The sequence below is a fragment of the Kribbella solani genome (assembly GCF_014205295.1).
Lineage (GTDB): Bacteria > Actinomycetota > Actinomycetes > Propionibacteriales > Kribbellaceae > Kribbella > Kribbella solani.
This window is the reverse complement of the sequence record NZ_JACHNF010000001.1, coordinates 4,984,215-5,004,411: the sequence shown is the minus strand read 5'-3', so window position 1 is coordinate 5,004,411 and position 20,197 is coordinate 4,984,215. Positions and strand designations below refer to the sequence as shown.

Here is a 20,197-nt window from a genome sequence, read left to right as displayed (position 1 = left end):
TCGAGCCACAGGGTTGCCCCCGAAAATCCCAGGGGCAACCCCACACTCCAACAGGCAACACCAACCCTGCACTTCGACAGGCAACGTCGACGGGGGTACCTCGGCCGGTGTTCGGCGTACCTGCCTGGTGTGCCGGTCGTGACGAACTCGTGCGCGTGACGACTCCGTGCGCGCAGTGCGTCTGCGCGTAGGTGGGCACCTGCGCGTACGCGAGGCTGGCTGCTCCCGCTGGCGCCGACGCGCGCTGCTGCTGGAGCGCTTTGGCGTTGGCGGGCGGGTTATGGCGCGGCGTGGCTGCGGACTGTTGGGTTGAAGGGTGGGGGTGGCGGGGTTGTCTGCTTGTGTTGGGGTTCTTTGCTTGTGGGCCGGTGGAGAAGGCTCAACCGCAGTGGATATCCACTCGGGTGTGGGGACCGGGCGGGGTGTGGAGCGGGTGGGGGAGAGGGTGTCGGGGGTGGGTGGCATGCTTTGGGGGAGTCGGGTGTTGGGAGGGGTGTGTGGGGTTGTGGGACGTGGAGCGGGTGCTGGGGTTGGCGTCTGATGCTGCGTCTGTCAAGGCTGGGCGGGGGGTGGCGGGGAGTGGGAAGTGGACGGGGAGCGGGGCGACCGAGCGTGCGGTGTGGGGGTTGTGTCGCGGGAGTGGGAAAGAGCCGTATCAGTGTGTCGTCGATCTCGGTGGGCCGGCGTACAAATGTTCCTGTCCGTCCCGGAAGTTCCCGTGTAAGCACGCGCTGGGGTTGATGTTGCGGTGGGTGAACGGCGAGGTTCAGCCGGCCGATGAGCCCGACTGGGTGCGGGCGTGGATGGATCAGCGAGATCAGCGGGCTGAGCGGCCGGAGCGGAAGCCGGGGGAGGTGGTTGATCCGATCGCGGCGCAGCAGCGGGCGGCGCGGCGGGCTGACCGGGTTTCGGCGGGGTTGGCGGAGCTGGCGAGCTGGTTGGACGATCAGGTACGGCAGGGGCTCGGCGCGTTCGACCAGCGGGCGTACTCGGAGCTCAGCCGCCTCGCCGCGCGGATGGTCGACGCGCAGGCGCCAGGAGTCGCAGGTGCCGTACGACGTGCCGCCGCCGCTGTTGGCCGCGGCCATGATTGGCCGGGCGAACTGCTCGAAGAGCTCGCGCTGATTCACCTGATCGTGTCCGCGCACGGCCGGCTCGCGGAGCTGCCGCCGTCGCTCGCCGACACCGTGCAGAGCCGGATCGGCTGGACCACCGAAACCGCGCGGGTACTGGCCGAAGGCGAGAAGCTGGAGGACGACTGGCTGATGCTCGGTCGGGTGATCGAGCCCGACGAGCATCTGACCGTACGCCGCGTGTGGTTGCGCGGGGCAACGACTGGACGCCTCGGTCTGCTGCTCACGTTCGCCGCCGGCGGGCGTCCGCTCGATCCACTGCCGGCCCGCCCGGGCGAGTACGTGCCGGGCGCGCTGTCGTTCTACCCCGGCGCGCTGCCGATGCGCGCGCTTCTCACCCAATCCGCACCCCGCGAACCCGCTCCGCGCCCGAACGGTCTGAACGCACGACAAGCCCTGGCGGCGTACGTCGAGTCGCTCGCCGCCGATCCGTGGAACGAACGCTGGCCGCTCGTACTCCAGGATGTCCGCCCGGCCCGGCACGGTGAAGGTTGGGCGCTCGTCGACGGGTCCGGTGCTGCGCTAGAGCTGCTGCCGGGCTGGGATGCGATGCGCCTGCTCGCGGTGTCCGCGGGCGATCCGATCACCGTCGCGGGCGAGTGGAATCGCGCCGGCCTGCGTCCGATGACCTGCTGGCAAGGCGATCGGGCGGTGACGTTGTGAAGGGCTGGGACGGGCTGGTCAGCTCGGCGTTGCTGGGTACGGATCGCCGCTCGCCGCACTACGAGGACCTGCCCGAACACGTCCAGGAACGCCTAGGTGACGGCGGTCTACTTGATGCCGCGGCGCTCGCGACCGTGTACAAGCGGGCCGGCCGGAAACCGTTGGTGGGCCTGACGCCGCTGGATGCAGCGCCCGGTGAGGATCGTCCGTTGCCGCGGCCGGTGGCGATCCGCCGGCTGGCCGCGATGCTCGGCGGATTCCAGACCTCAGCGCTGGGCGAATGGTTGCGGGTCGCGGACGCGAACGGGTGGGGCGTACCGCCGGAGCAGTTGCCGGCGTTGGCGGATTACGCGCGGAACCGGGCCGAGTACCGTCCGCTGGTGATCGCCGCCGCCGGTCGCCGGGCGCGCTGGCTGGCGGATCTCAACCCGGAGTGGCGATTCCTGCATGCAGCTGGTGCTGAGGGCAATGATTCTGAGGTCTGGACGCATGGGAATGCGGTGCAGCGGCGTACGTGGCTGAAGTCGCGCCGCGCGGAGGATGCCGCGGCAGCGCGGGCGGAGTTGGCCGAGGTGTGGGCGACCGAGTCGGCTGCTACGCGGGCTGATCTCCTGGGGTTGTTCGCGGATGGGTTGTCGTTGGCGGACGAGGAGTTCCTGGAGTCGGCGCTTGATGATCGGTCCAGGGAGGTACGGCGGGTGGCCGCGCGGCTGCTGGCCCGGTTGCCGGGGTCGCGGTACGGGGAGCGGATGGTCGAGCGGATGCGTTCGTGTGTCACGGAGACCCAGGGCGTACTCGCGGTTGAGCTTCCACACCGGCTGTCGTCGGCGATGGAGCGTGATGGGCTGGACTCGCAGAACCCGCAAGGGGTGGGGAAGCGTGCTTGGTGGTTGCAGCAGATCGTTGCAAATACACCGCTTGCCGCGATGGACCCAGCCTGGATTCAGCTACCGGTGGAGGGGTGCGCCGCCGAGATCCTCCAAGCCGGTTGGACCGAGTCAGCAATCCGCGAGGCGACCGCGCACCCCCCGCGCCCCGCGGCGGGTGACGCGAGCGGGGGCGGAGCGGCGCGGTGGGCGCGGGAGTTGTTGTTGGTTGGCGCGAGCACCGGAAGCGGTAGTCCTGCTGAACTGTTGCGCTTGTTGCCCCCAGACGAGTGGGCGCGCGCGGTCGACGGACTGCGCGCCACCGTGGATGTGGCCGAGCTGGTAGGCGGTCTCCCCGTGCCGTGGCCGACCGACCTGGCGACGATGATCCTCGACCAGCTCGCCAAAGTAGGCACGAACCGCGCCTGGGCCAGGCTCGCGAGCATCGCCGCCCGCGCCGTACCGCCCGACGTACTCACCCACCCGATCACCCACGAACCCACCGGCGAAGAAGACACCTGGCGCCGCCGCCTCGTAGAAACCCTCACCTTCCGCCACGAACTCCACGAGGAGCTGTCATGAGCACCGAGATCCTTCGCCCACACGCGGAAGTGGAGTACGCGGACGAACTGCAAGCTCTAGCGGCAGCCGACGACCGGCCGCGCCCGCCGGCCTGGCAGCTGTCGCCGGCAGCCGTCGTCACCTATCTACTGGGCGGAACGGCCGGTGGCACCGAGATCTCGCCCAAGTACGTCGGCCCCCGCCGCCTGGTTGAAGTGGCCGTCGCCACGTTGGCCACCGACCGTGCCCTGCTTCTCCTCGGCGTACCAGGGACCGCGAAGACCTGGGTCAGCGAGCACCTGGCCGCGGCGATCAGCGGTGACTCGACCCTGCTGGTACAAGGAACAGCCGGTACGGCCGAAGAAGCGATCCGCTACGGCTGGAACTATGCCCAACTCATCGCCCAGGGCCCGTCCGAGGCTGCCCTGGTACCAAGCCCGGTGCAACGCGCGATGAGCGAAGCGAAGATCGCCCGGATCGAGGAACTGACCCGGATGCCGTCGGATGTCCAGGACGCGCTGATCACGATCCTGTCCGAGAAGACGCTGCCGATCGCCGAGCTGGCCACGGAAGTCCAGGCCCGTAAGGGTTTCAACGTCATCGCCACCGCGAACGACCGGGACAAGGGCATCAACGAGTTGTCCAGCGCGCTCCGCCGCCGGTTCAACACCGTCGTCCTCCCGCTGCCGGATTCGGCCGAGGACGAGGTCGAGATCGTCTCCCGCCGGGTGTCGCAGCTCGGTTCGGCGCTGGAGCTGCCGCGGCCGGACGACGCGCTGGACGAGATCCGCCGGGTCGTGACGATCTTCCGGGAGCTGCGTTCCGGCCGGACCGAGGACGGGCGTACGGCGGTCAAATCGCCGTCCGGCACGCTGTCCACGGCCGAGGCGATCAGCGTTGTCACCGGCGGTCTCGCGCTCGCGGCGCATTTCGGCGACGGCGTACTGCGCTCCTCCGACGTGGCCGGCGGAATTCTCGGCGCGGTGATCAAGGACCCGTCGGCGGACCGCGTGGTCTGGTCGGAGTACCTCGAGACGGTCGTCCGCGAACGGGACGACTGGGCGCCGTTCTACCGGGCCTGCCGAGAGATCTCCGGATGACCGTTCACCTCTTCGGGATTCGGCACCACGGGCCGGGGTCGGCACGTGCGGTCGCGACCGCGCTGGGCGAGCTCCAGCCGGATGTGGTGCTGATCGAAGGACCGCCCGAGGCGGACAAGCTCGTCGAGCTGGCCGGCTCGGCGGAGATGGAACCACCCGTCGCGTTGCTCGCGTACGCGGCCGATGACTCGACCAAGGCAGCGTTTTGGCCGTTCGCGGTGTTCAGCCCGGAGTGGCAGGCGATCCGGTACGGGCTGGCGGCGGATGTGCCGGTGCGGTTCTGCGATCTGCCGGCGGCGAATCAGTTCGCGTCATCGGGTGGCGAAGGCCGGCGCGCGGCGTCGATCGATCCGCTGGCGACCCTCGCGTCGGCCGGTGGGTACGACGACCCGGAACGCTGGTGGGACGACGTGATCGAGTCGCGCCGGGGCGGTGCGGAGCCGTTCTCGGTGATCGCCGACGCGATGCGCGAGCTGCGTCACGGCGACGAGCCGACCGGCCGCGAAGCGCAGCGCGAGGCGTACATGCGAACCGTGCTGCGTAAGGCGATCCGCGAGGGGTTCGAGCGGATCGCGGTGGTCTGCGGCGCATGGCACGTTCCGGCGCTGGAGCTTCCGTTGCCTCCGGCAACACATGATCAGCGGATCTTGAAAGGCCTGCCGAAGCGCAAGGTGGCGTGTACATGGGTGCCGTGGACGCACGGCCGGCTGGCCGCGGCGAGTGGGTACGGCGCCGGCATCACGTCTCCGGGCTGGTACCACCACCTGTTCACGGCTCCGGACCAGATCACCACGCGCTGGCTGTCGAAGGTCGCCCAGGTACTCAGGGCCGAGGACCTGCCGGTCTCCAGTGCGCACGTGATCGAGGCCGTCCGCCTCGCGGACACCCTGGCCGCATTGCGAGAACGACCGCTGGCCGGTCTGAGTGAGGTGACCGAGGCGACGCGGGCCGTGCTCTGCGGTGGAAACGACGTGCTGCTTGATCTGGTCACCCGCGAGGCCGTCGTCGGCGAGCTGCTCGGCACCGTGCCGGGCGAGACTCCGCAGGCGCCAGTTGCCGCGGACCTGGCGGCGCACGCGCGGCGGCTGCGGATGAAGCGAGACGTGACGGAGCGTGTGATCGAGCTCGATCTGCGCAAGCCGAACGACCTGGACAAGTCGAGACTCCTGCACCGGTTGCGGATTCTCGGCGTGCATTGGGGTGTGCCCGCAACCGACGAGCGGCGGGCGCAAGGCACGTTCCGGGAGATGTGGCGGCTCGCTTGGGACCCCGGCTTGGAGGTCGAGCTGGTAGCGGCCGGCGCGCATGGCACGACGGTGCTCGGCGCCGCGACGACCGTGATGCTGAAGGCCGCCGACTCCGCCACCTTGGCCGATGTCACCGCGGCACTGGAGAGATCGCTGCTGGCCGATCTCGCGGACGCGCTGCCGACGCTGCTTCAAGGCGTTGACACCAGAGCAGCCGCCGATGCGGACGTCGGTCACTTGATGGCCGCGCTTCCCGCTCTCGCGCGGGCATCGCGTTACGGGGACGTACGCGGAACCGACACCGCCGGCCTGGCCGCGGTTGCCGGGCGGATGGTGTCGCGGGTGTGCGCCGGTCTGGCGCGTACGGTGCATGGGCTCGATCCGGATGCGGCGGCGGCCGTACAAGAACTGATCGACGGTGTGCAGGACGCGACCGTGCTACTTGCCGAGGACGTACGGGCGCAGTGGCTGAACACGTTGGAGGGACTGAGCGATCGGGTCTCCGTGCCGCCTCTGATCCGCGGCCGGTTGACGCGGCTGATGCTTGACACTTCGCGGCTCCCGGACCATGAGGTCGAGCTGCGGCTGGGGCGTTCGCTTTCACCAGGTACGCCGACGGCGGACGCGGCCGGGTACGTCGAGGGTTTCTTGGCGGGTGGTGGATTGCTGCTCGTACACGACGAGCGGTTGCTGGCGTTGGTGGATGCCTGGCTGGGCGCGATCCCGGACGATGCGTTCGTGGAGGTGCTGCCGTTGCTGCGGCGTACGTTCGGGACGTTCGCGGCGCCGGAGCGGCGGTCGATCGGCGCGCGAGCCCGCGGCCTGGCCGATCCGGGCGCGATGGTCGTTGCTGATGACAACGACCTCGACGCTGAGCTGGCCGCGACCGCGCTTCCGGTCGTGGCGCGACTGCTGGGGGTGTCATGACCGCTGGGGATGTCATGGGTGATGAGCGGATGCGCCGCTGGCGGCTGGTGCTCGGCAGCGAAGCCGAGCCCGAGACGGGTACGACCTTGTCCGGCCAGGACCGCTCGGTCGACGCCGCGCTGGCCGCGTTGTACGACGCCGGCGAAGGCGAGTCCGGACCGCAACGATCCGCGGGGCTCGGATCGTCCGCGCCCCGGGTGGCCCGCTGGCTCGGCGACATCAGGCAGTACTTCCCGAGCACCGTCGTCCAGGTGATGCAACGCGACGCGGTCGAGCGGCTCGGGATCACCCGGATGCTGATGGAGCCTGAGTTGCTGGGTGCCGTCGAGCCGGACGTGCACCTGGTGAGTACGCTGCTGGCGCTCAACGAGGTGATGCCCGAGGAGACCAAGCAGACCGCCCGTGAGGTGGTCGGCCGGGTCGTCGCCGAGCTGGAGGCACGGCTGGCGGAGCGGACCCGCGCCGCGATCACCGGCGCGCTCGACCGGGCCGGCCGGACCAGTCGCCCGCGGCACTCGGACATCGACTGGGACCGGACCATCCGCGCCAACCTGAAGCACTTCTCGCCGGCGCTCGGAACGATCGTCCCGGACCGTCTGATCGGGTACGCGCGGCGGAACCACAGCGTCCAACGCGACATCGTGCTCGCGATCGACCAGTCCGGATCGATGGCCGAGTCGGTCGTGTACGCATCGCTCTTCGGCGCGGTGCTCGGCTCGATCCGGACGCTGCGTACCAGCCTGGTCGTGTTCGACACCGCGGTCGTGGATCTCACCGATCAGCTCGACGACCCGGTCGACGTACTGTTCGGGACGCAGCTCGGCGGCGGTACCGACATCAACCGCGCGCTCGCGTACTGCGAAACGCTGGTGACAAAGCCGGCCGAGACCGTACTCGTACTGATCTCCGACCTGTACGAGGGCGGCGTACGCGAGGACCTGCTCCGGCGGGCGCGGTCACTGGTCGAATCCGGCGTGCAGGTGATCGCACTGCTCGCGCTGGCCGACTCGGGCACCCCGTCGTACGACGCCGAGAACGCGGCCGCGCTGACCGAACTCGGCGTACCGACCTTTGCCTGCACGCCCGACAAGTTCCCCGACCTGATGGCCGCCGCGATCCGTCACGACGACATCACCGGCTGGGCCGCAACCAACATCACTTGACAGGACGACGAATGACGACTGTAGAACTGACCCGATTCCGGGTGCTGCCGGAGAAGACCGACGAGCTGCTCGCCGCGCGACCGGAGATGCTGAAGGACTTCGAGGCCGACCGTGCCGGGTTCCTGGGCGCGCGGTTGGTGCGGCTCCCGGACAACGAGTGGCTGGACATCGTCGAGTGGGCGACCCCGGAGGCCTTCGCCGAGTCCCGTGAGAAGGGGCCGAACCAGCCAGGCATCGCGCGGTTCTTCGCGGCGATCGACTCGCTCGTCGTCGCGGAGGAAGGCGTCCTCGCGGAGTAGGTCGCGCGCCGGCGGCGAACTCGCGCAGTGTCACGTCTGACGGTTCGGGGGGTCAGCCGGCGATCTCCAGGATGTCGATCGGGGTGTTGGGGTCGGCCTCGGCGAAGCGGAGTGCCCAGCGGACGGCCTCCTCCTTGCTGTCCACCCGGATGATCGACACGCCGGCGACCAGCTCCTTGGTCTCCGCGAACGGCCCGTCGACCACCCGCGGCTGACCCGGCCGCGGGAACACCACCCGCGCGCCGCGCGAGCTCGGCATCAGACCCTCGCCGAGGACCAGCACACCGGCCTGGCGCATCTCCTCGAGCACCGCATCCGCCCGCTCCAGGATCTCCGCGTCCGGCGGATTCCCCGCCTCCAGGTTGTCGTTCGTCTTGTGCAGCAGCATGTACCTCATAGCCGAGAGACTAGCGCCGCTAACGACAGGAGGTAGTCACCATCCGGCCCGTCGTTGGCGCCTGGCAGAGCGTGCGCAAGCTGACCGCGGCCGACTACCTCCTGTCGTTAGCGGCATCATGGGGCATGGGCCGGTCCGGCCGGCCGGGCGCGTTCGGTGCAGGCATCGAGGTGTACGGCGCTGAGGTGGTCGTACCGCGCTGCAGGACCGTCTACTCGGACTGCTCGGCCGTGAGCCGTGAGAGGTCGCTCGGCGCGTAGTAGCTGGTCGGGTCGTCGCACAGCGGCGCCTGCGTGAGCTGCTCCGGGTCGGTCATCAGCAGCGCGTGACCTTTGGCGACGGCGGAGTTCAGGTACTCATGACCGGGCAGGTCCGCGACCGCCGTACGGCAGCCGAGCGCCATCCCCTCGAAGAGCGCCGTCGTCGAGACCCCGACTTGGTACGTCGCCGTGGCGAGCAGGTCGAGCGTGCTGCCACCGGTCGACAGCCGTACGCCGGGCGGGATCGTGTAATCCTCAGGCCGCTCACTCGGGTGCAACCGGTACCGGACGTCCAGCTCCGGATGCGCCTTCGCGACCGCGCCGGCGACGTGTACGAGCTCGGTGCCGACCGTGCCTTGGGAGAGGAAGACCACGCGGCGCGGGTCCTTCGGGCCGGGCTGCGGCAGGAACGGTGCGCCCATCACCTCGGTCCGCATCCCGGCGGGCAGCTCCGCGACATCGGTCCAGTACGAGCCGAAGCACCACAGCTCGTCCGGCTGGTCGGCGACGACCGGGCGGCCGGGATAGCTGTACCCGAGGTGGAAGGGGCTGATCGCGCCGTGCTGGAGCTCGACGACGCGGATGCCCAGGTCGCGGGCGGCGCCGACGATGTGCTGGTGGAAGTACGCGACCACTACGTACACGGTGGTGATCCGGTGCTTCTTGAGCAGGGCGCGGTACAGGGCGCGCAGGCGGAGGTGTTTTGGTACCTCGCGGGCCAGGAGCGCGCCGATCGGGACACGTACGCCGGTGAGGTGCTCCAGGGCGGCCGTGGCGCCGCGGTCGCCGATCGTGTCGCGGTGGATCGCGCCGGCGGCGGACGTGAAGAAGTCCAGGTTCTTGCTGCCGGGGAGTGGGGTGCCGTTGATCCCCGAGTCGAGGATCAGGGCGCGGTCGCCGAGTCTGCCGCGGAGTTCGTCGGTGTAGATCTCGACACCGTTCGGTTTCCTCGGGTGCGGGACGACCAGGGCGTCGTACCGGCCGGGGAACGGTGAACGGGTGGCGACGCCGGTGACGTGCTTCGCGACCAGGGCCGCCTTGTCGTACGGGGTGCGGCGGGCCGGGTGCGGCGCGCCGTGGATGCCGCTCCGGCGGGTCAGCTCATGGAAGACGCGCATCCGGATGATCGGCCAGGGACTCGTCCCCTTGATCGTCCACCGGAGGAGATCCAGCTCCTGCTCCACCTGCCAGATCGCCCGGCACAGCCCCGCCACCGTCGGCCGGCTCGGATTCGGCTCCGTGCCGTTCGCGGTACTCGTCATGGTTGATCCCAACTATCCCGGCGAGACTTCCGACGCCCGAGAAGAACCGGCGGACGGCCTTCAGCAGGTGCGTCTTCCGGCCGAGCAGCAGCCCGGCCAGGGCGAACCCGATCGCCGAGAACACCCGGGCGGAAGCATAGGCCAGTACCAGCACGTAACTGACCGCGCCCGGGCGGATCAGCAGGCGGCTGATCGTGTCACCGCTGCCGGAGCGGAAGGCGCGCCGGACCAGCCAGTGCAGACTGGTCCGCCCGACCGGCACCTCCTCGGCGATCCACGCCTCCTCGCACCAGACGATCCGGAACCCGGCGCGGTGCACGCGGAGGAAAAAGTGCAGGTCGCTCGAGCCGGTGTACCGGAATGCGGGGTGGAAGCCGGGCGTGACCGTGTGGTAAACGCGGCGCGCCACCAGGGTGTTGTTCGTGTACGCCTTCTTCAGCTCCTCGCCGGTGTCGTGCTTCCCGGTCGAGTCGTGTACGTCGCTGTGGTGGCTCCAGGCCGGCGCGCCCGGCGGCAGATTGCCCTTCACCGGACCGGTGACCACATCCGCGCCGGTCGCCTCCCACGCCGTCAGCAGCGTCTTCAACCACCCCGGCGGCGCCACCTCGTCGTCGTCCACGAAGATCAGCGCGTCGTCGTTCCAGCACAACTCGACCGACTTCTCCCGCGCGAACGGAATCCCCGGCTCCGCCTCCACCACCGACTCGATCGGGTACGGCGAACCGTCCCCGAACTCCGCCAGCACCTGCCCCGCCGACCCGTCCGCGTCGTTGTCCACCACCACGATCCGGATCGCGTAATCCCCGCCCGAGGGCAACTCCTGAGCCTGCAAACTGGCCAACAACCCCCGCAACAGAGCAGGTCGCCTAAACGTAATCACCGCGATGGCGACACTCGTGCTCATGGCGCCCGAGACTATCGGTCCGACCCAACAACCGCCCATTCACCGGGTGTGACGTGGAGTACGCCCAAACCCCCACAACCCCAATCAATCGGTTGTTCCAGAGCACCAACTTCCCGCGACCATCCATCCGCCGGCGGATGATCCGCCGGGTGCGGTGGGACTGCAGGCGGTAGCCGGTCCGGGCTGTACCTGTGGGTACAGTGGCGGGGTGGAGACGGTGGAGCGGTTGATTTCGGGGGCTCAGGAGTTGTTGTGGGAGCGGGGGTACGTGGGGACCTCGCCGAAGGCCGTGCAGCTGGTGGCGGGGGCGGGGCAGGGGAGTATGTATCACCACTTCGCCGGGAAGGCGGAGCTGGCGAAGGTGGCGATCGGGCGGTCGGCGGAGGAGATGCGGGCGGCGGCCGAGGAGCAGCTGGGGGGTGCCGGGACGGCGCGGGAGCGGATCGCGGCGTATCTCGGGCGGGAGCGCGAGGTGCTCAAGGGGTGCCAGATCGGGCGGCTGGCCGCCGATCCGGAAGTGGTCGCGGACCCGGAGCTGCGGGCGCCGGTGGCGGAGACGTTCGAATGGTTACGCGGCCGCCTCACCGAGGTCGTTGCTGAAGGCAAACAGAACGGCGAGTTCCCGGAGACGCTCGACCCAGAGCGAACCGCCGCGACGATCGCGGCGGTACTGCAGGGAGGGTACGTACTCGCCCGCGCCGCCGGATCCCCCGAACCGTTCAACCTGGCCGTCCAAGGCCTGAACGATCTACTAAACCCCACCACCTGAGCCCACCGCGTACGCCGCGCCACCGGGGTTCACCGTGCACCCGACCACCTGAGCCCACCGCGTACGCCGCGCCACCGGGGTTCGTCGCGTACGCCGCAGCGCCTGAGTTCATCGGCCACGCCGCGGCGCGTGAGGTGAGCTGCGTGGGGTGCTCGGCTCGGCGTACTGCGTGAGGTGGCTGCCTCGGGGGTGTCTGAGGTGGCCGGGCTCTCCGTGCTGGGTGGGGTGAACGGGCTCGACCCGCCGGCTTGGGTCGCGGTCGGGTCGGGGTGCTAGTGCGGGTTGCCGAGGATGCGGTTCAGGGTGCGGTCGAGGAGGCGTAGGGCGTGGGGTTCGTCGAGCTGGTTGAGGAGCATCTCCGCCTGTAGGCCGAAGGCGAAGGCGATCAGTAGTTCGGCGTCGGCGAAAGTGTCGTCGGACTCGATTGTTGGGTCCGCGGTCAGGATTGACGCGAGCAGTGACTCCAGAGCCGGATCCGCCGTACGCGCCACCTCTTGCAGTTGTGGATCGGTGAGGAAGCGGACGAAGTACGCCGACTGGACCACGTACCGGCGGCGGCGGTCCTCGTCTAGTGGGAGCAGTTCCATCAGGATCGCCCGGACCAGCTCGCGCGCCGGAATGTCGCTGCCGAGCGCCCCGATGCGCTGCTGCGCGGCCGCCTCGGCCTCCTCGTTGAGGATCTCCAGGGCGGCGAGCAGGAGCGTGGTGCGGTTGCCGAAGTAGTACTGCACGAGGCGCATCGAGACGCCGGCCTCGTCGGCGACCTGCCGGAGCGTGACAGCCTCCAGCCCGTCCCGCGCGGCCAACCGCCACACCGCCTCCGCGATCTGCCGACGCCGGCGCGCCTTGTTCTCGTCGCTCGCCATGTCCTCTCCACGCTTGACCGCGATGCACGCCGTGATCCCGCAGCATCCCGCGGCACCAGCCAGCTCGGTCCGCGACCCGCCGCCCCGGCCCGCCCCGGCCCGCCTCGGACGGTCCTGCGCGGCCCTGGGTGGTCCCCGGTCGGTCCCGGTCGGTCGTCCCGGGTGGTCCTCGTTGATTCTTGATGCGATCGTACCAAGGCATGCTATGGTGCGATCGCATCAAGAATCTCGGGAGAGGAGTACGGCGATGTGGACCGGTGTACTGGTGGTGGGGATGGTTGTCGTGGCGATCGGCGGGCAGGGCGCGATCCGGCTGCTGATCGACCATGACAACCGCGGTCTGGTGGACTGGATGCCCGGCGGATTCACCGGCGCGCTGCTCGCCGACCTGGCCCTGGTACTCATCGGCCTGATCCTCGGCGGAATCGCGGGCGCCCGCCGTCCCAAAGAACCAACCGGATGATCCCCCCGCGCCGGTTCACTCCAGGCCGGCTCACACCGAGTTGGCTCACCCCGCGCCAGGTCATCCCGAGCCTGCTCGCCCTTGCTTCCATCGCAGGCGCACTCACCACCGCCGCCCCACCTTCGGCAGCCGCCCCGCTCTCAGAAGCTGTCCTGGCCGCGGCAACGGCTGAGCGGCAGTACCAGGCTGGGCCGCGGGTGCGGGTTGCGGAAGGGGTGTTGCGTGGGGTGGAGGACTCGGCGAGTGTTCGCTTCCTTGGGGTGCCCTACGCGTCGGCGAAACGCTGGAGCCTCCCGGCGCGTCCCGCTCACTGGCGCGGGGTACGAGCAGCTGACACCCCAGGCGCGGTCTGCGAGCAGGACCCGAAGACACTCGAACCGGGAGCCACGCCGAGTGAGGACTGCCTCTTCCTCAACGTGACCGCGCCCGGGCGGCATACGAGCGGGCCGGGGCCTCTGACCGAGCCCCGGCGGCGCGCGGGTGGGCTGAGGCCGGTGGTTGTGTATTTGCATGGGGGTGGGTTTGTTCAGGGTAGTGGCTCGTATTTTGATGCGCGGCGGATGGCGGTGGTTGGGGACGCTGTGGTGGTGACGCCTAACTACCGGCTGGGGATCTTCGGCAATTTGGCGCTCCCGGGGATGCCGGAGGTGAACCTTGGTTTGCGGGATCAGCTTGCGGCGCTGCGTTGGGTGCGGGCGAACATCCGCGCCTTCGGTGGCGACCCTGCCAACGTGACGCTGTCCGGCGAGTCGGCCGGTGGGCTGAGCACCTGCACGCTGCTCGCGTCACCAGCGGCCGCGGGGCTGTTCGCGAAGGCGATCGTCTCGAGCGGTTCGTGTACGACGTCCTACGCCCCGTACTCCATCGACAGCCAGATTCCGGTCGAGGTCAGCACCTGGTACGACCGGGCGACCACCGACGCGATGGGGACCGCCGCCGCGCGGTCGTTGGGCTGTACTGACGCCCGGACCGCGCTTGCCTGCCTGCGCCGGTTGCCGGCTGATCGGTTGGTGCCGCTGACGAGCCAGTTCGGGCTGCTGTCGATCGGTACGCCGACCGTCCCGCGGGCGCCGCGTACCCAGCTCCGGGCTGCCTGGGCGCGCAATGTCCCGGTGCTGGCCGGCAACACCGCCGATGAGCATCTCGGCTGGATCTTCCCGGCCTACCCCGCGGCGACGGCGGCGACGTACCGTCAGGTCATCCGTTCCGGCTTCGGCGTCGACGCGGCGGCCGTCGAACGCCAGTACCCGCTGAATCGCTACCAATCGCCGATCGTTGCCCTCGGCCACATCTATTCGGATCGCAACTGGATCTGCCCGACTGTCGAGGCCCAGCGGGTGTACGCGCGGACCGCGCCGACCTGGACGTACCTGTTCGCCGATCCGGCGGCGCCGACGATCGACGGCGCGAAGGTTCCGCGTCCGTCGACGCCGCACGGGTCGGATGTCGCCTACACGTTCCCGGACCCCGCTGTCCCACTCACCCGGGCGCAACGCGTGCTGGGGGATCGCTTCATCCGCGCGTGGGCGACGTTCGCGCGTACCGGCGCCGTGGACTGGCCCCAGGCGGGAGCACGCCAGTTCGCGCCACGCGACAGCCAGGTTGATCCGGACACGACGCACCACTGCGCGTTCTGGCGCGCCCTGGACCAGGCGGCCGCTGGTACGCCGGTCCGGAGCCGAGGGCGGGGGTGAAGAAACCGGTTGGCTGGATTACGGTCGGGGTAGACCGGATCACCGATCGCGAAGTCGTAGTACTGGACTAAGGAGTCTCACGTGGCAGTCGACGTCACCGGCCCGATGGACGAGCGGTACGACGAGATCCTCACTGAGCGTGCGCTCGGACTGGTCGAGACGCTGCACCGCGCGTACGACGGGCGGCGGCGGGAGCTGCTGGACGCCCGGGCCCGGCGGGTCGCGGAGATCGCGGACGGGGCGTCGCTGGGGTTCCTGCCGGAGACCAAGGAGATCCGGGACGATCCGGAGTGGCGGGTCGCTCCGGCCGCGCCGGGGCTGGTCGACCGGCGGGTCGAGATCACCGGGCCGACGGACCGGAAGATGACGATCAACGCGCTCAACTCCGGCGCCAAGGTCTGGCTGGCCGACCAGGAGGACGCGAACACGCCGACCTGGGAGAACGTCGTCGGCGGCCAGCTGAACCTGCTGGACGCGATCACCCGCCGGATCGACTTCAGCACCGGTACGAAGAGCTATGCGCTGAAGCCGGACGCGGAGCTCGCCACCATCGTCGTACGCCCGCGCGGCTGGCATCTGCCGGAGAAGCACGTCCTGGTCGACGGGGAGCCGACGTCCGGGTCGCTGGTCGACTTCGCGCTGTACTTCGCCGCCTGCGCGCAACCGCAGCTCGACCGCGGCCAGGGACCGTACTTCTACCTGCCGAAGATGGAGTCGCATCTCGAGGCCCGGCTCTGGAACGACGTGTTCGTGACCGCGCAGGAGGCGCTCGGCATCCCGCGCGGGACGATCCGGGCGACCGTACTGATCGAGACGTACCCGGCCGCGTTCGAGATGGAGGAGATCCTGTACGAGCTGCGCGAGCACTCCGCCGGGCTGAACGCGGGCCGCTGGGATTACATGTTCAGCGTGATCAAAACCCATCGCACCCGCGGTACGGCGTTCCAGTTGCCGGACCGGAACAGTGTGACGATGACGGTGCCGTTCATGCGCGCGTACACCGAGCTGCTGGTGCGGACCTGTCACAAGCGCGGCGCGCACGCTATCGGCGGGATGGCGGCGTTCATCCCGAGCAAGGACCCGGCGGTGAACGAGCAGGCGTTCGCGAAGGTGCAGGCGGACAAGACGCGTGAGGCGGGCGACGGGTTCGACGGTTCGTGGGTGGCGCATCCGGGCATGGTGGAGACCTGTCGCGAGGTGTTCGACTCGGTGCTCGGTGAGCGACCGAACCAGGTGGACAAGCTCCGGGAGGACGTAACCGTTACTGCCGCGCAGCTCCTGGACGTTGCCGCCACGCCGGGCGAGGTGACCGAGGCCGGGCTCCGGAATAACGTGAGCGTCGCGATTCAGTACCTGGCCGCTTGGCTGGAGGGGACCGGCGCGGTCGGCATCTTCAACCTGATGGAGGACGCGGCCACCGCCGAGATCTCCCGCTCCCAAATCTGGCAGTGGCGCCGCAACGAAGTGGTCCTCGACACCGGCGACACCGTCACCACCGAGCTGGTCGAACACATCGCCGACGAAGAGATCACCAAACTGGACAACCCGGCCCGCTACACGGCCGCCCGCTCGTTGTTCCTTGAGGTCGCACTGGCAGACGAGTACACAGACTTCCTGACGCTGCCGGCCTACGAGCGTTTCAAGTAAAGAAGGGTTGGTGGGGGTGCCGGCCTACGAGCGTTTCAAGTAGAGAAGGGTTGGTGGGGGTGCCGGCCTAGGAGCGTTTCAAGTAGAGAAGGGTTGGTGGGGGTGCCGGCCTACGAGCGTTTCGAGTGAGGTGGGTCGACGTTGACGGTGGGGATGCCGCCGCCTGCTCTGGCGATGATGGCTAGGGACGGAGATGTGCTGGGGTTGCTTTCGCGGTGGATGGTGTAGGCGGGGACGTGGACGAAGTCGCCGGCTACGGCGTCCAGGTAGTCGTCGGTGCCTTCGAATTCGAGGCGTAGGACGCCGGAGACGATGTAGAGGCTGCTTTCGTTCTTGTCGTGGTGGTGCCAGCCGGAGGTCGCTCCGGGTTGGGTGATGACCTGGCCGGCCCACAGGATCGGGAGTTCGAAGGCTCGCATCCGGAGCATGCCGGAGGTGGGGTCGGCGGCGACCAGGTCGCCGGCCTTGATCACTCGGACTGGCTCGCTCATAGATCCAGTATCAGTGCAGTTGGGACTGGAGGGTGGGTGCGGCGGCGGCGACCTCGGCGTACACGCCTGGCTTGCCTGGTTGGGCGCAGTCCTGGCCCCAGGAGACCACGCCGAGCAGGCGGCCGTTGAGGACCAGTGGCCCACCCGAGTCGCCCTGGCAGGCGTCGATGCCGCCCTCTACGTACCCAGCGCAGATGTTGGTGGCTGCCGCGTACCCGTTGGCTACATAGCTCTGGTTGGCGGTGCACGTGCTGTCGCCCAGATCCGGCACCGCCGCCTTCTGCAGTGTCTCGTCCGGCCCGGTGCCCTGGGTGTCGCCCCACCCATAGACAGTCGGTACGACACCAGCACGGTCGGCCCGCGTACGCGTCTCAAGCGGAAGCACCGGTACGCCGACGAACGGCTTCGCCAGTGTCAGTACGGCGAAGTCGTACCGGTTGTCCTTGGTGTTGTACTTCGGATGTACCCACACCTTGCTGATCTTCGCCGTCTGACCAGTGGAGTCGTCAGCCAGATCGGCTCGCCCCTGCACGGCGTAGTACGTCGAGACCGCCTCGTCCATGCAGTGCGCGGCTGTGACGATCTTGTTCGGCGCTACCAGGACAGCACCGCAGTACCGGCCGCTGGACGACGCCGACTGGGTGTTGTTCAGTGCGATCGCCCACGGGGCCTCGCTGACACTCGCCAGCGTTCCACCAACTACGTACGGCTTGGCTCCTGCGGTGACGGTCAGCAGTACGCCGACCAGTAGTGCGGCTCGTTTCAGCATCCCTACTCCCCGTACGACATCAGTCGCTGTAGGTTATCGAACCTCCGGGCCGACCGGTGCCTGCAGGCTCCCGTAGCGCTCCATCCGCTGCCAGCGCAGTCTGGTACCGGCCAGTGCGGTGAACACCGATTGGATGACAACCAGGTACATCAGCTGCCGGTACACGAACTGCTGCAACGGCAGCGTCCACAGCGGACCAGCGCGTTCACCGTCCAACCGGAACGCATAGAACCCCATAACCAGCTGCAGCAGCACGAACCCGGCCCAAACGGACAGCACCCGAACCGGGTTGAGGAAAACCAAGCCATAGATCGCGAACACATCCACAACGGGCGCCAGCAGCGGCAGCAGTACCTGGAAGAGCATGAGGTACGTCAGACCACGCCGGCCGAACTTACCGGCACTACCGCGCTGGATCAGTGCTCCACGGTGCTTCCACATCGCCTGCAGCGTTCCGTAGCACCAGCGGTACCGCTGTCGCCACAGTGCGCCCAGTGATGCCGGTGCCTCGGTCCATGCGACCGCACTCTCTTCGTAGACCACGCGCCATCCGTCGCGGCACAGGGCCATGGTCAGGTCGGTGTCCTCCGCCAACGTCACGTCACTGAGTCCGCCGATGCGCTCCAGTGCCGTACGCCGGAACCCACCTACTGCACCAGGCACTGTCGGCATGCACTCAGCCAGGTCGAACAGCCGCCGGTCCAGGTTGAAGCCGATCACGTACTCGATGTGCTGCCAGCGCCCGATCAGACCGCCCCGGTTGCCCACCTTGGCGTTACCGGACACCGCGCCGACGCCCGGGTGCCCGAACGGCTGGATCAGCTTGCGTACCGCGTCCGGCTCGAACACGGTGTCGCCGTCGACCATCACGATCAGCTCGTACCGTGCCGCCCGCAGTCCGGTGTTGAGCGCGACCGGCTTGCCGGCGTTCGGCTGCCGGATCACCCGTACGCCCGGGATGCGCAACGCCTCGACGAGATCCGCCGTACCGTCCGTGGAGCCGTCGTCGACGACTATCACCTCGAGCGGATGATCGGACGCGACCAGCGACCGGATCGCCGCCTCGATCCCGGCGCTCTCGTTGTACGCCGGGACGATCACGCTGACCGGCTCGGTCACCGGTGGTCCCCAGGTCCAGTCCCGCATCCGTGCATGCCGGCGGGCGGCGATCACGGTGGTGATGGCGCGGAGCACGCTCAGCGCACCGGCCGCGTACAGAAGCCAGGTGATGATCGTCAGCACCGCATCGCTGGCCCGCATCACCCCGATGACGGCCAGACCGCGGCCGCGTTCCACCAGACCGGCCTTGTGGGTCGGGTCGGGCAGGCCGACGGCGTCGCTGACCGTGGCGAACCGGAATCCGCGGGCCTTCAGCCGGGGGAGTAGCTTCTCCAGTGCCTCGATGGTCTGGCTGCGGTCGCCGCCGGCGTCGTGCATCAGCAGCAGTTGCCCGGCGGTGCTTCGCGGCATCGAGTTGGCGATCACCTGTTCAGTACCTGGGCGCCGCCAGTCCTCGCTGTCCTGGCTGCTCAGCACGGACAGGTATCCGGCCGCACGGATCTGCTGCAGTGCCCCCCAGTCGCGGTCAGTCAGTGCACTCGGCTCGGACGAGTACGGCGGCCGGAGCAGCGTCGTACGTACGCCGGTGGCGCCCGCGAGGATCAGCTGGCTCTGCCGGAGCTCCACTGAGCGACGCCAGGACGCGGCGGTGGTCAGGTTCGCATGGGTGAAGCTGTGTATGGCGATCTGATGCCCTTCGGCAACGATCCGCCGGGCCAGCGCCGGATGCTCGGCGACCGCGGTGCCAACCACGAAGAACGTGGCGTGTACGCCCTGCTCGCGCAACAGATCGAGCACCTTGGGCGTCCAGACCGGGTCCGGCCCGTCGTCGAACGTGAGCGCGATGGTCCGGGGGTGCGCGGCGACGGACCGGGGCGTACCCGTACCCGCGTCGATCACCGGACCGCCCTTGATGATCGAACGCGGGACCGCCGCGGCGCCTCCGGACGGCTGGACCGCGCCATCGGGTGCCGCACCGAACATGTGGTGCGTGTAGCCGTTCAGCAAGAGCATGGTGGCCAGGCAGACGAGCAGCATGGTCAGGACGATCCAGTGCGTCCGTAGTGGGACCTGCTTCGCCCGCCGGGCTACCGGCCTGGCCACGACCGGCTCACGGCTTACCCGGTGTCTTGGTCCGGCCCGGTGGTGGAGTCGTCGGCTTCTTGCCGTGCGTGGTGGTCGTGGTCGTCGGTGCGGTCGTCGTGGTGGCGGTGGTCGTTGCCGTAGTGGTCGGCGCACTCGTCGGAGCCGTGGTCGGAACGACAGTCAGGGTCGGCGGCGGCGGAGTGACCGGTGGCACGACCGGCGTGGAGGCAGCGGTCGTGGGCGCTCCCGGCGTGGTGGTCGCCGTGGTGCCGGCTGATGTCGGCGCGGTCGAGGACTGGGTCGTGCTTGCGCTCGACGACGGTGACCCGGTGGCGGACGTGCCGGGCGTGGTGGTGCTGCCCGACGGCGGCGGGGCCGTGTCCACGGCCGCTCCGACCGGGGGAATGGTCTGCTTCGGCTTGGCCGCAACGGGGAGCGGAATCAGCGGTGTGTCCAGCTGCGGTCCACCGAGCAGACTACTGGCCATGAGCACGAGGTAACCGACAGTAGGGACCGCGAGCAGCGCCCCGGTTCGGCGGATGGTGCGGCGGCGGCGCCCGGTTGAATCCAG

Annotated in this window: 18 protein-coding genes; 11 read left to right on the top strand and 7 right to left on the bottom strand. The window is 69.2% G+C overall.

Annotation, left to right across the window (positions count from 1 at the left end; translation table 11 throughout):
* The first annotated feature begins 458 nt into the window (after positions 1 to 458).
* Genes HDA44_RS22780 through HDA44_RS22755 form a run of 6 tightly spaced genes read left to right on the top strand, consistent with a single transcriptional unit; the run spans position 459 to position 7,959 of the window.
* Positions 459 to 1,796: an SWIM zinc finger family protein gene (locus HDA44_RS22780; protein WP_337906271.1), complete on the top strand. Its 1,338-nt coding sequence runs from the start codon at positions 459 to 461 to the stop codon at positions 1,794 to 1,796.
* Positions 1,793 to 3,244 (top strand): DUF5691 domain-containing protein, encoded by a 1,452-nt coding sequence (locus tag HDA44_RS22775; RefSeq protein ID WP_184837601.1) that lies wholly within the window; start codon positions 1,793 to 1,795, stop codon positions 3,242 to 3,244. The genes HDA44_RS22780 and HDA44_RS22775 overlap by 4 nt, the downstream gene beginning before the upstream one ends.
* The gene (locus HDA44_RS22770; RefSeq protein WP_184837599.1) at positions 3,241 to 4,323 is read left to right on the top strand and encodes an ATP-binding protein; all 1,083 of its coding nucleotides are present in this window, start codon (positions 3,241 to 3,243) and stop codon (positions 4,321 to 4,323) included. The genes HDA44_RS22775 and HDA44_RS22770 overlap by 4 nt, the downstream gene beginning before the upstream one ends.
* Entirely contained in the window at positions 4,320 to 6,497 is a 2,178-nt protein-coding gene (locus HDA44_RS22765) for a DUF5682 family protein (RefSeq protein WP_184837597.1), read from the top strand. Before HDA44_RS22770 ends, HDA44_RS22765 begins: the two co-directional genes overlap by 4 nt.
* Positions 6,494 to 7,660 carry a VWA domain-containing protein gene (locus HDA44_RS22760; RefSeq protein WP_184837595.1) on the top strand — a complete coding sequence of 389 codons (1,167 nt, stop codon included), beginning with the start codon at positions 6,494 to 6,496 and terminating at the stop codon, positions 7,658 to 7,660. Before HDA44_RS22765 ends, HDA44_RS22760 begins: the two co-directional genes overlap by 4 nt.
* 11 nt (positions 7,661 to 7,671) lie before the next feature.
* Positions 7,672 to 7,959 (top strand): antibiotic biosynthesis monooxygenase family protein, encoded by a 288-nt coding sequence (locus HDA44_RS22755; protein ID WP_184837593.1) that lies wholly within the window; start codon positions 7,672 to 7,674, stop codon positions 7,957 to 7,959.
* Between the two features lie 52 nt (positions 7,960 to 8,011).
* Here the strand turns inward: HDA44_RS22755 and HDA44_RS22750 are convergent, their stop codons facing one another.
* The 3 genes from HDA44_RS22750 to HDA44_RS22740 form a co-directional block, all read right to left on the bottom strand.
* The gene (locus HDA44_RS22750) at positions 8,012 to 8,356 is read right to left on the bottom strand and encodes a YciI family protein (protein ID WP_184837591.1); all 345 of its coding nucleotides are present in this window, start codon (positions 8,354 to 8,356) and stop codon (positions 8,012 to 8,014) included.
* Between the two features lie 211 nt (positions 8,357 to 8,567).
* Positions 8,568 to 9,734: a hypothetical protein gene (locus tag HDA44_RS22745; RefSeq protein WP_202888411.1), complete on the bottom strand. Its 1,167-nt coding sequence runs from the start codon at positions 9,732 to 9,734 to the stop codon at positions 8,568 to 8,570.
* A complete protein-coding gene (locus HDA44_RS22740) occupies positions 9,718 to 10,782 on the bottom strand; it encodes a glycosyltransferase family 2 protein (RefSeq protein ID WP_184837589.1) in 1,065 nt (354 codons plus the stop codon). Before HDA44_RS22740 ends, HDA44_RS22745 begins: the two co-directional genes overlap by 17 nt.
* Before the next feature lie 208 nt (positions 10,783 to 10,990).
* Here HDA44_RS22740 and HDA44_RS22735 point away from each other — a divergent pair, with 208 nt between their 5' ends.
* Positions 10,991 to 11,551 (top strand): TetR family transcriptional regulator C-terminal domain-containing protein, encoded by a 561-nt coding sequence (locus tag HDA44_RS22735; protein WP_184837587.1) that lies wholly within the window; start codon positions 10,991 to 10,993, stop codon positions 11,549 to 11,551.
* A gap of 272 nt (positions 11,552 to 11,823) precedes the next feature.
* On the opposite strand, the gene HDA44_RS22730 is transcribed toward HDA44_RS22735, so the two are convergent.
* On the bottom strand, positions 11,824 to 12,417 hold the full coding sequence (locus tag HDA44_RS22730) for a TetR/AcrR family transcriptional regulator (RefSeq protein ID WP_184837585.1): 594 nt from the start codon (positions 12,415 to 12,417) through the stop codon (positions 11,824 to 11,826).
* Between the two features lie 247 nt (positions 12,418 to 12,664).
* Here HDA44_RS22730 and HDA44_RS22725 point away from each other — a divergent pair, with 247 nt between their 5' ends.
* The 3 genes from HDA44_RS22725 to aceB all read left to right on the top strand — a co-directional run bounded on the left by HDA44_RS22725 (position 12,665) and on the right by aceB (position 16,221).
* Positions 12,665 to 12,880, top strand: a complete 216-nt coding sequence (locus HDA44_RS22725; RefSeq protein ID WP_184837583.1) for a hypothetical protein — start codon at positions 12,665 to 12,667, stop codon at positions 12,878 to 12,880.
* On the top strand, positions 12,877 to 14,574 hold the full coding sequence (locus tag HDA44_RS22720; protein ID WP_238352523.1) for a carboxylesterase/lipase family protein: 1,698 nt from the start codon (positions 12,877 to 12,879) through the stop codon (positions 14,572 to 14,574). The genes HDA44_RS22725 and HDA44_RS22720 overlap by 4 nt, the downstream gene beginning before the upstream one ends.
* An 81-nt stretch (positions 14,575 to 14,655) precedes the next feature.
* Complete coding sequence (aceB, locus tag HDA44_RS22715) at positions 14,656 to 16,221, top strand: malate synthase A (RefSeq protein ID WP_184837579.1); 1,566 nt, start codon at positions 14,656 to 14,658, stop codon at positions 16,219 to 16,221.
* A 110-nt stretch (positions 16,222 to 16,331) separates the two neighbouring features.
* On the opposite strand, the gene HDA44_RS22710 is transcribed toward aceB, so the two are convergent.
* From HDA44_RS22710 to HDA44_RS22700, 3 genes are read right to left on the bottom strand one after another with little or no spacing between them, the layout of a single operon-like run.
* Entirely contained in the window at positions 16,332 to 16,712 is a 381-nt protein-coding gene (locus tag HDA44_RS22710; RefSeq protein ID WP_184837577.1) for a cupin domain-containing protein, read from the bottom strand.
* Between the two features lie 10 nt (positions 16,713 to 16,722).
* Positions 16,723 to 17,481 (bottom strand): S1 family peptidase, encoded by a 759-nt coding sequence (locus tag HDA44_RS22705; RefSeq protein WP_184837575.1) that lies wholly within the window; start codon positions 17,479 to 17,481, stop codon positions 16,723 to 16,725.
* Positions 17,482 to 17,514: 33 nt separating this feature from the next.
* Positions 17,515 to 19,644 (bottom strand): bifunctional polysaccharide deacetylase/glycosyltransferase family 2 protein, encoded by a 2,130-nt coding sequence (locus HDA44_RS22700; RefSeq protein ID WP_337906270.1) that lies wholly within the window; start codon positions 19,642 to 19,644, stop codon positions 17,515 to 17,517.
* Positions 19,645 to 19,703: 59 nt separating this feature from the next.
* Between HDA44_RS22700 and HDA44_RS22695 the strand changes: the two genes are divergently transcribed.
* On the top strand, positions 19,704 to 20,126 hold the full coding sequence (locus tag HDA44_RS22695) for a hypothetical protein (protein WP_184837573.1): 423 nt from the start codon (positions 19,704 to 19,706) through the stop codon (positions 20,124 to 20,126).
* Positions 20,127 to 20,197 lie beyond the last annotated feature (71 nt).

What these genes read in the sequence shown, in the direction of transcription:
- HDA44_RS22710 (WP_184837577.1), bottom strand. Translation starts at nt 16,712, where the DNA reads ATGAGCGAGCCAGTCCGAGTGATCAAGGCCGGCGACCTGGTCGCCGCC.
- HDA44_RS22725 (WP_184837583.1), top strand. Translation starts at nt 12,665, where the DNA reads ATGTGGACCGGTGTACTGGTGGTGGGGATGGTTGTCGTGGCGATCGGC.
- HDA44_RS22745 (WP_202888411.1), bottom strand. Translation starts at nt 9,734, where the DNA reads ATGCGCGTCTTCCATGAGCTGACCCGCCGGAGCGGCATCCACGGCGCG.
- HDA44_RS22720 (WP_238352523.1), top strand. Translation starts at nt 12,877, where the DNA reads ATGATCCCCCCGCGCCGGTTCACTCCAGGCCGGCTCACACCGAGTTGG.
- HDA44_RS22705 (WP_184837575.1), bottom strand. Translation starts at nt 17,481, where the DNA reads ATGCTGAAACGAGCCGCACTACTGGTCGGCGTACTGCTGACCGTCACC.
- HDA44_RS22740 (WP_184837589.1), bottom strand. Translation starts at nt 10,782, where the DNA reads ATGAGCACGAGTGTCGCCATCGCGGTGATTACGTTTAGGCGACCTGCT.
- HDA44_RS22765 (WP_184837597.1), top strand. Translation starts at nt 4,320, where the DNA reads ATGACCGTTCACCTCTTCGGGATTCGGCACCACGGGCCGGGGTCGGCA.
- HDA44_RS22760 (WP_184837595.1), top strand. Translation starts at nt 6,494, where the DNA reads ATGACCGCTGGGGATGTCATGGGTGATGAGCGGATGCGCCGCTGGCGG.
- HDA44_RS22750 (WP_184837591.1), bottom strand. Translation starts at nt 8,356, where the DNA reads ATGAGGTACATGCTGCTGCACAAGACGAACGACAACCTGGAGGCGGGG.
- HDA44_RS22755 (WP_184837593.1), top strand. Translation starts at nt 7,672, where the DNA reads ATGACGACTGTAGAACTGACCCGATTCCGGGTGCTGCCGGAGAAGACC.
- HDA44_RS22730 (WP_184837585.1), bottom strand. Translation starts at nt 12,417, where the DNA reads ATGGCGAGCGACGAGAACAAGGCGCGCCGGCGTCGGCAGATCGCGGAG.
- HDA44_RS22770 (WP_184837599.1), top strand. Translation starts at nt 3,241, where the DNA reads ATGAGCACCGAGATCCTTCGCCCACACGCGGAAGTGGAGTACGCGGAC.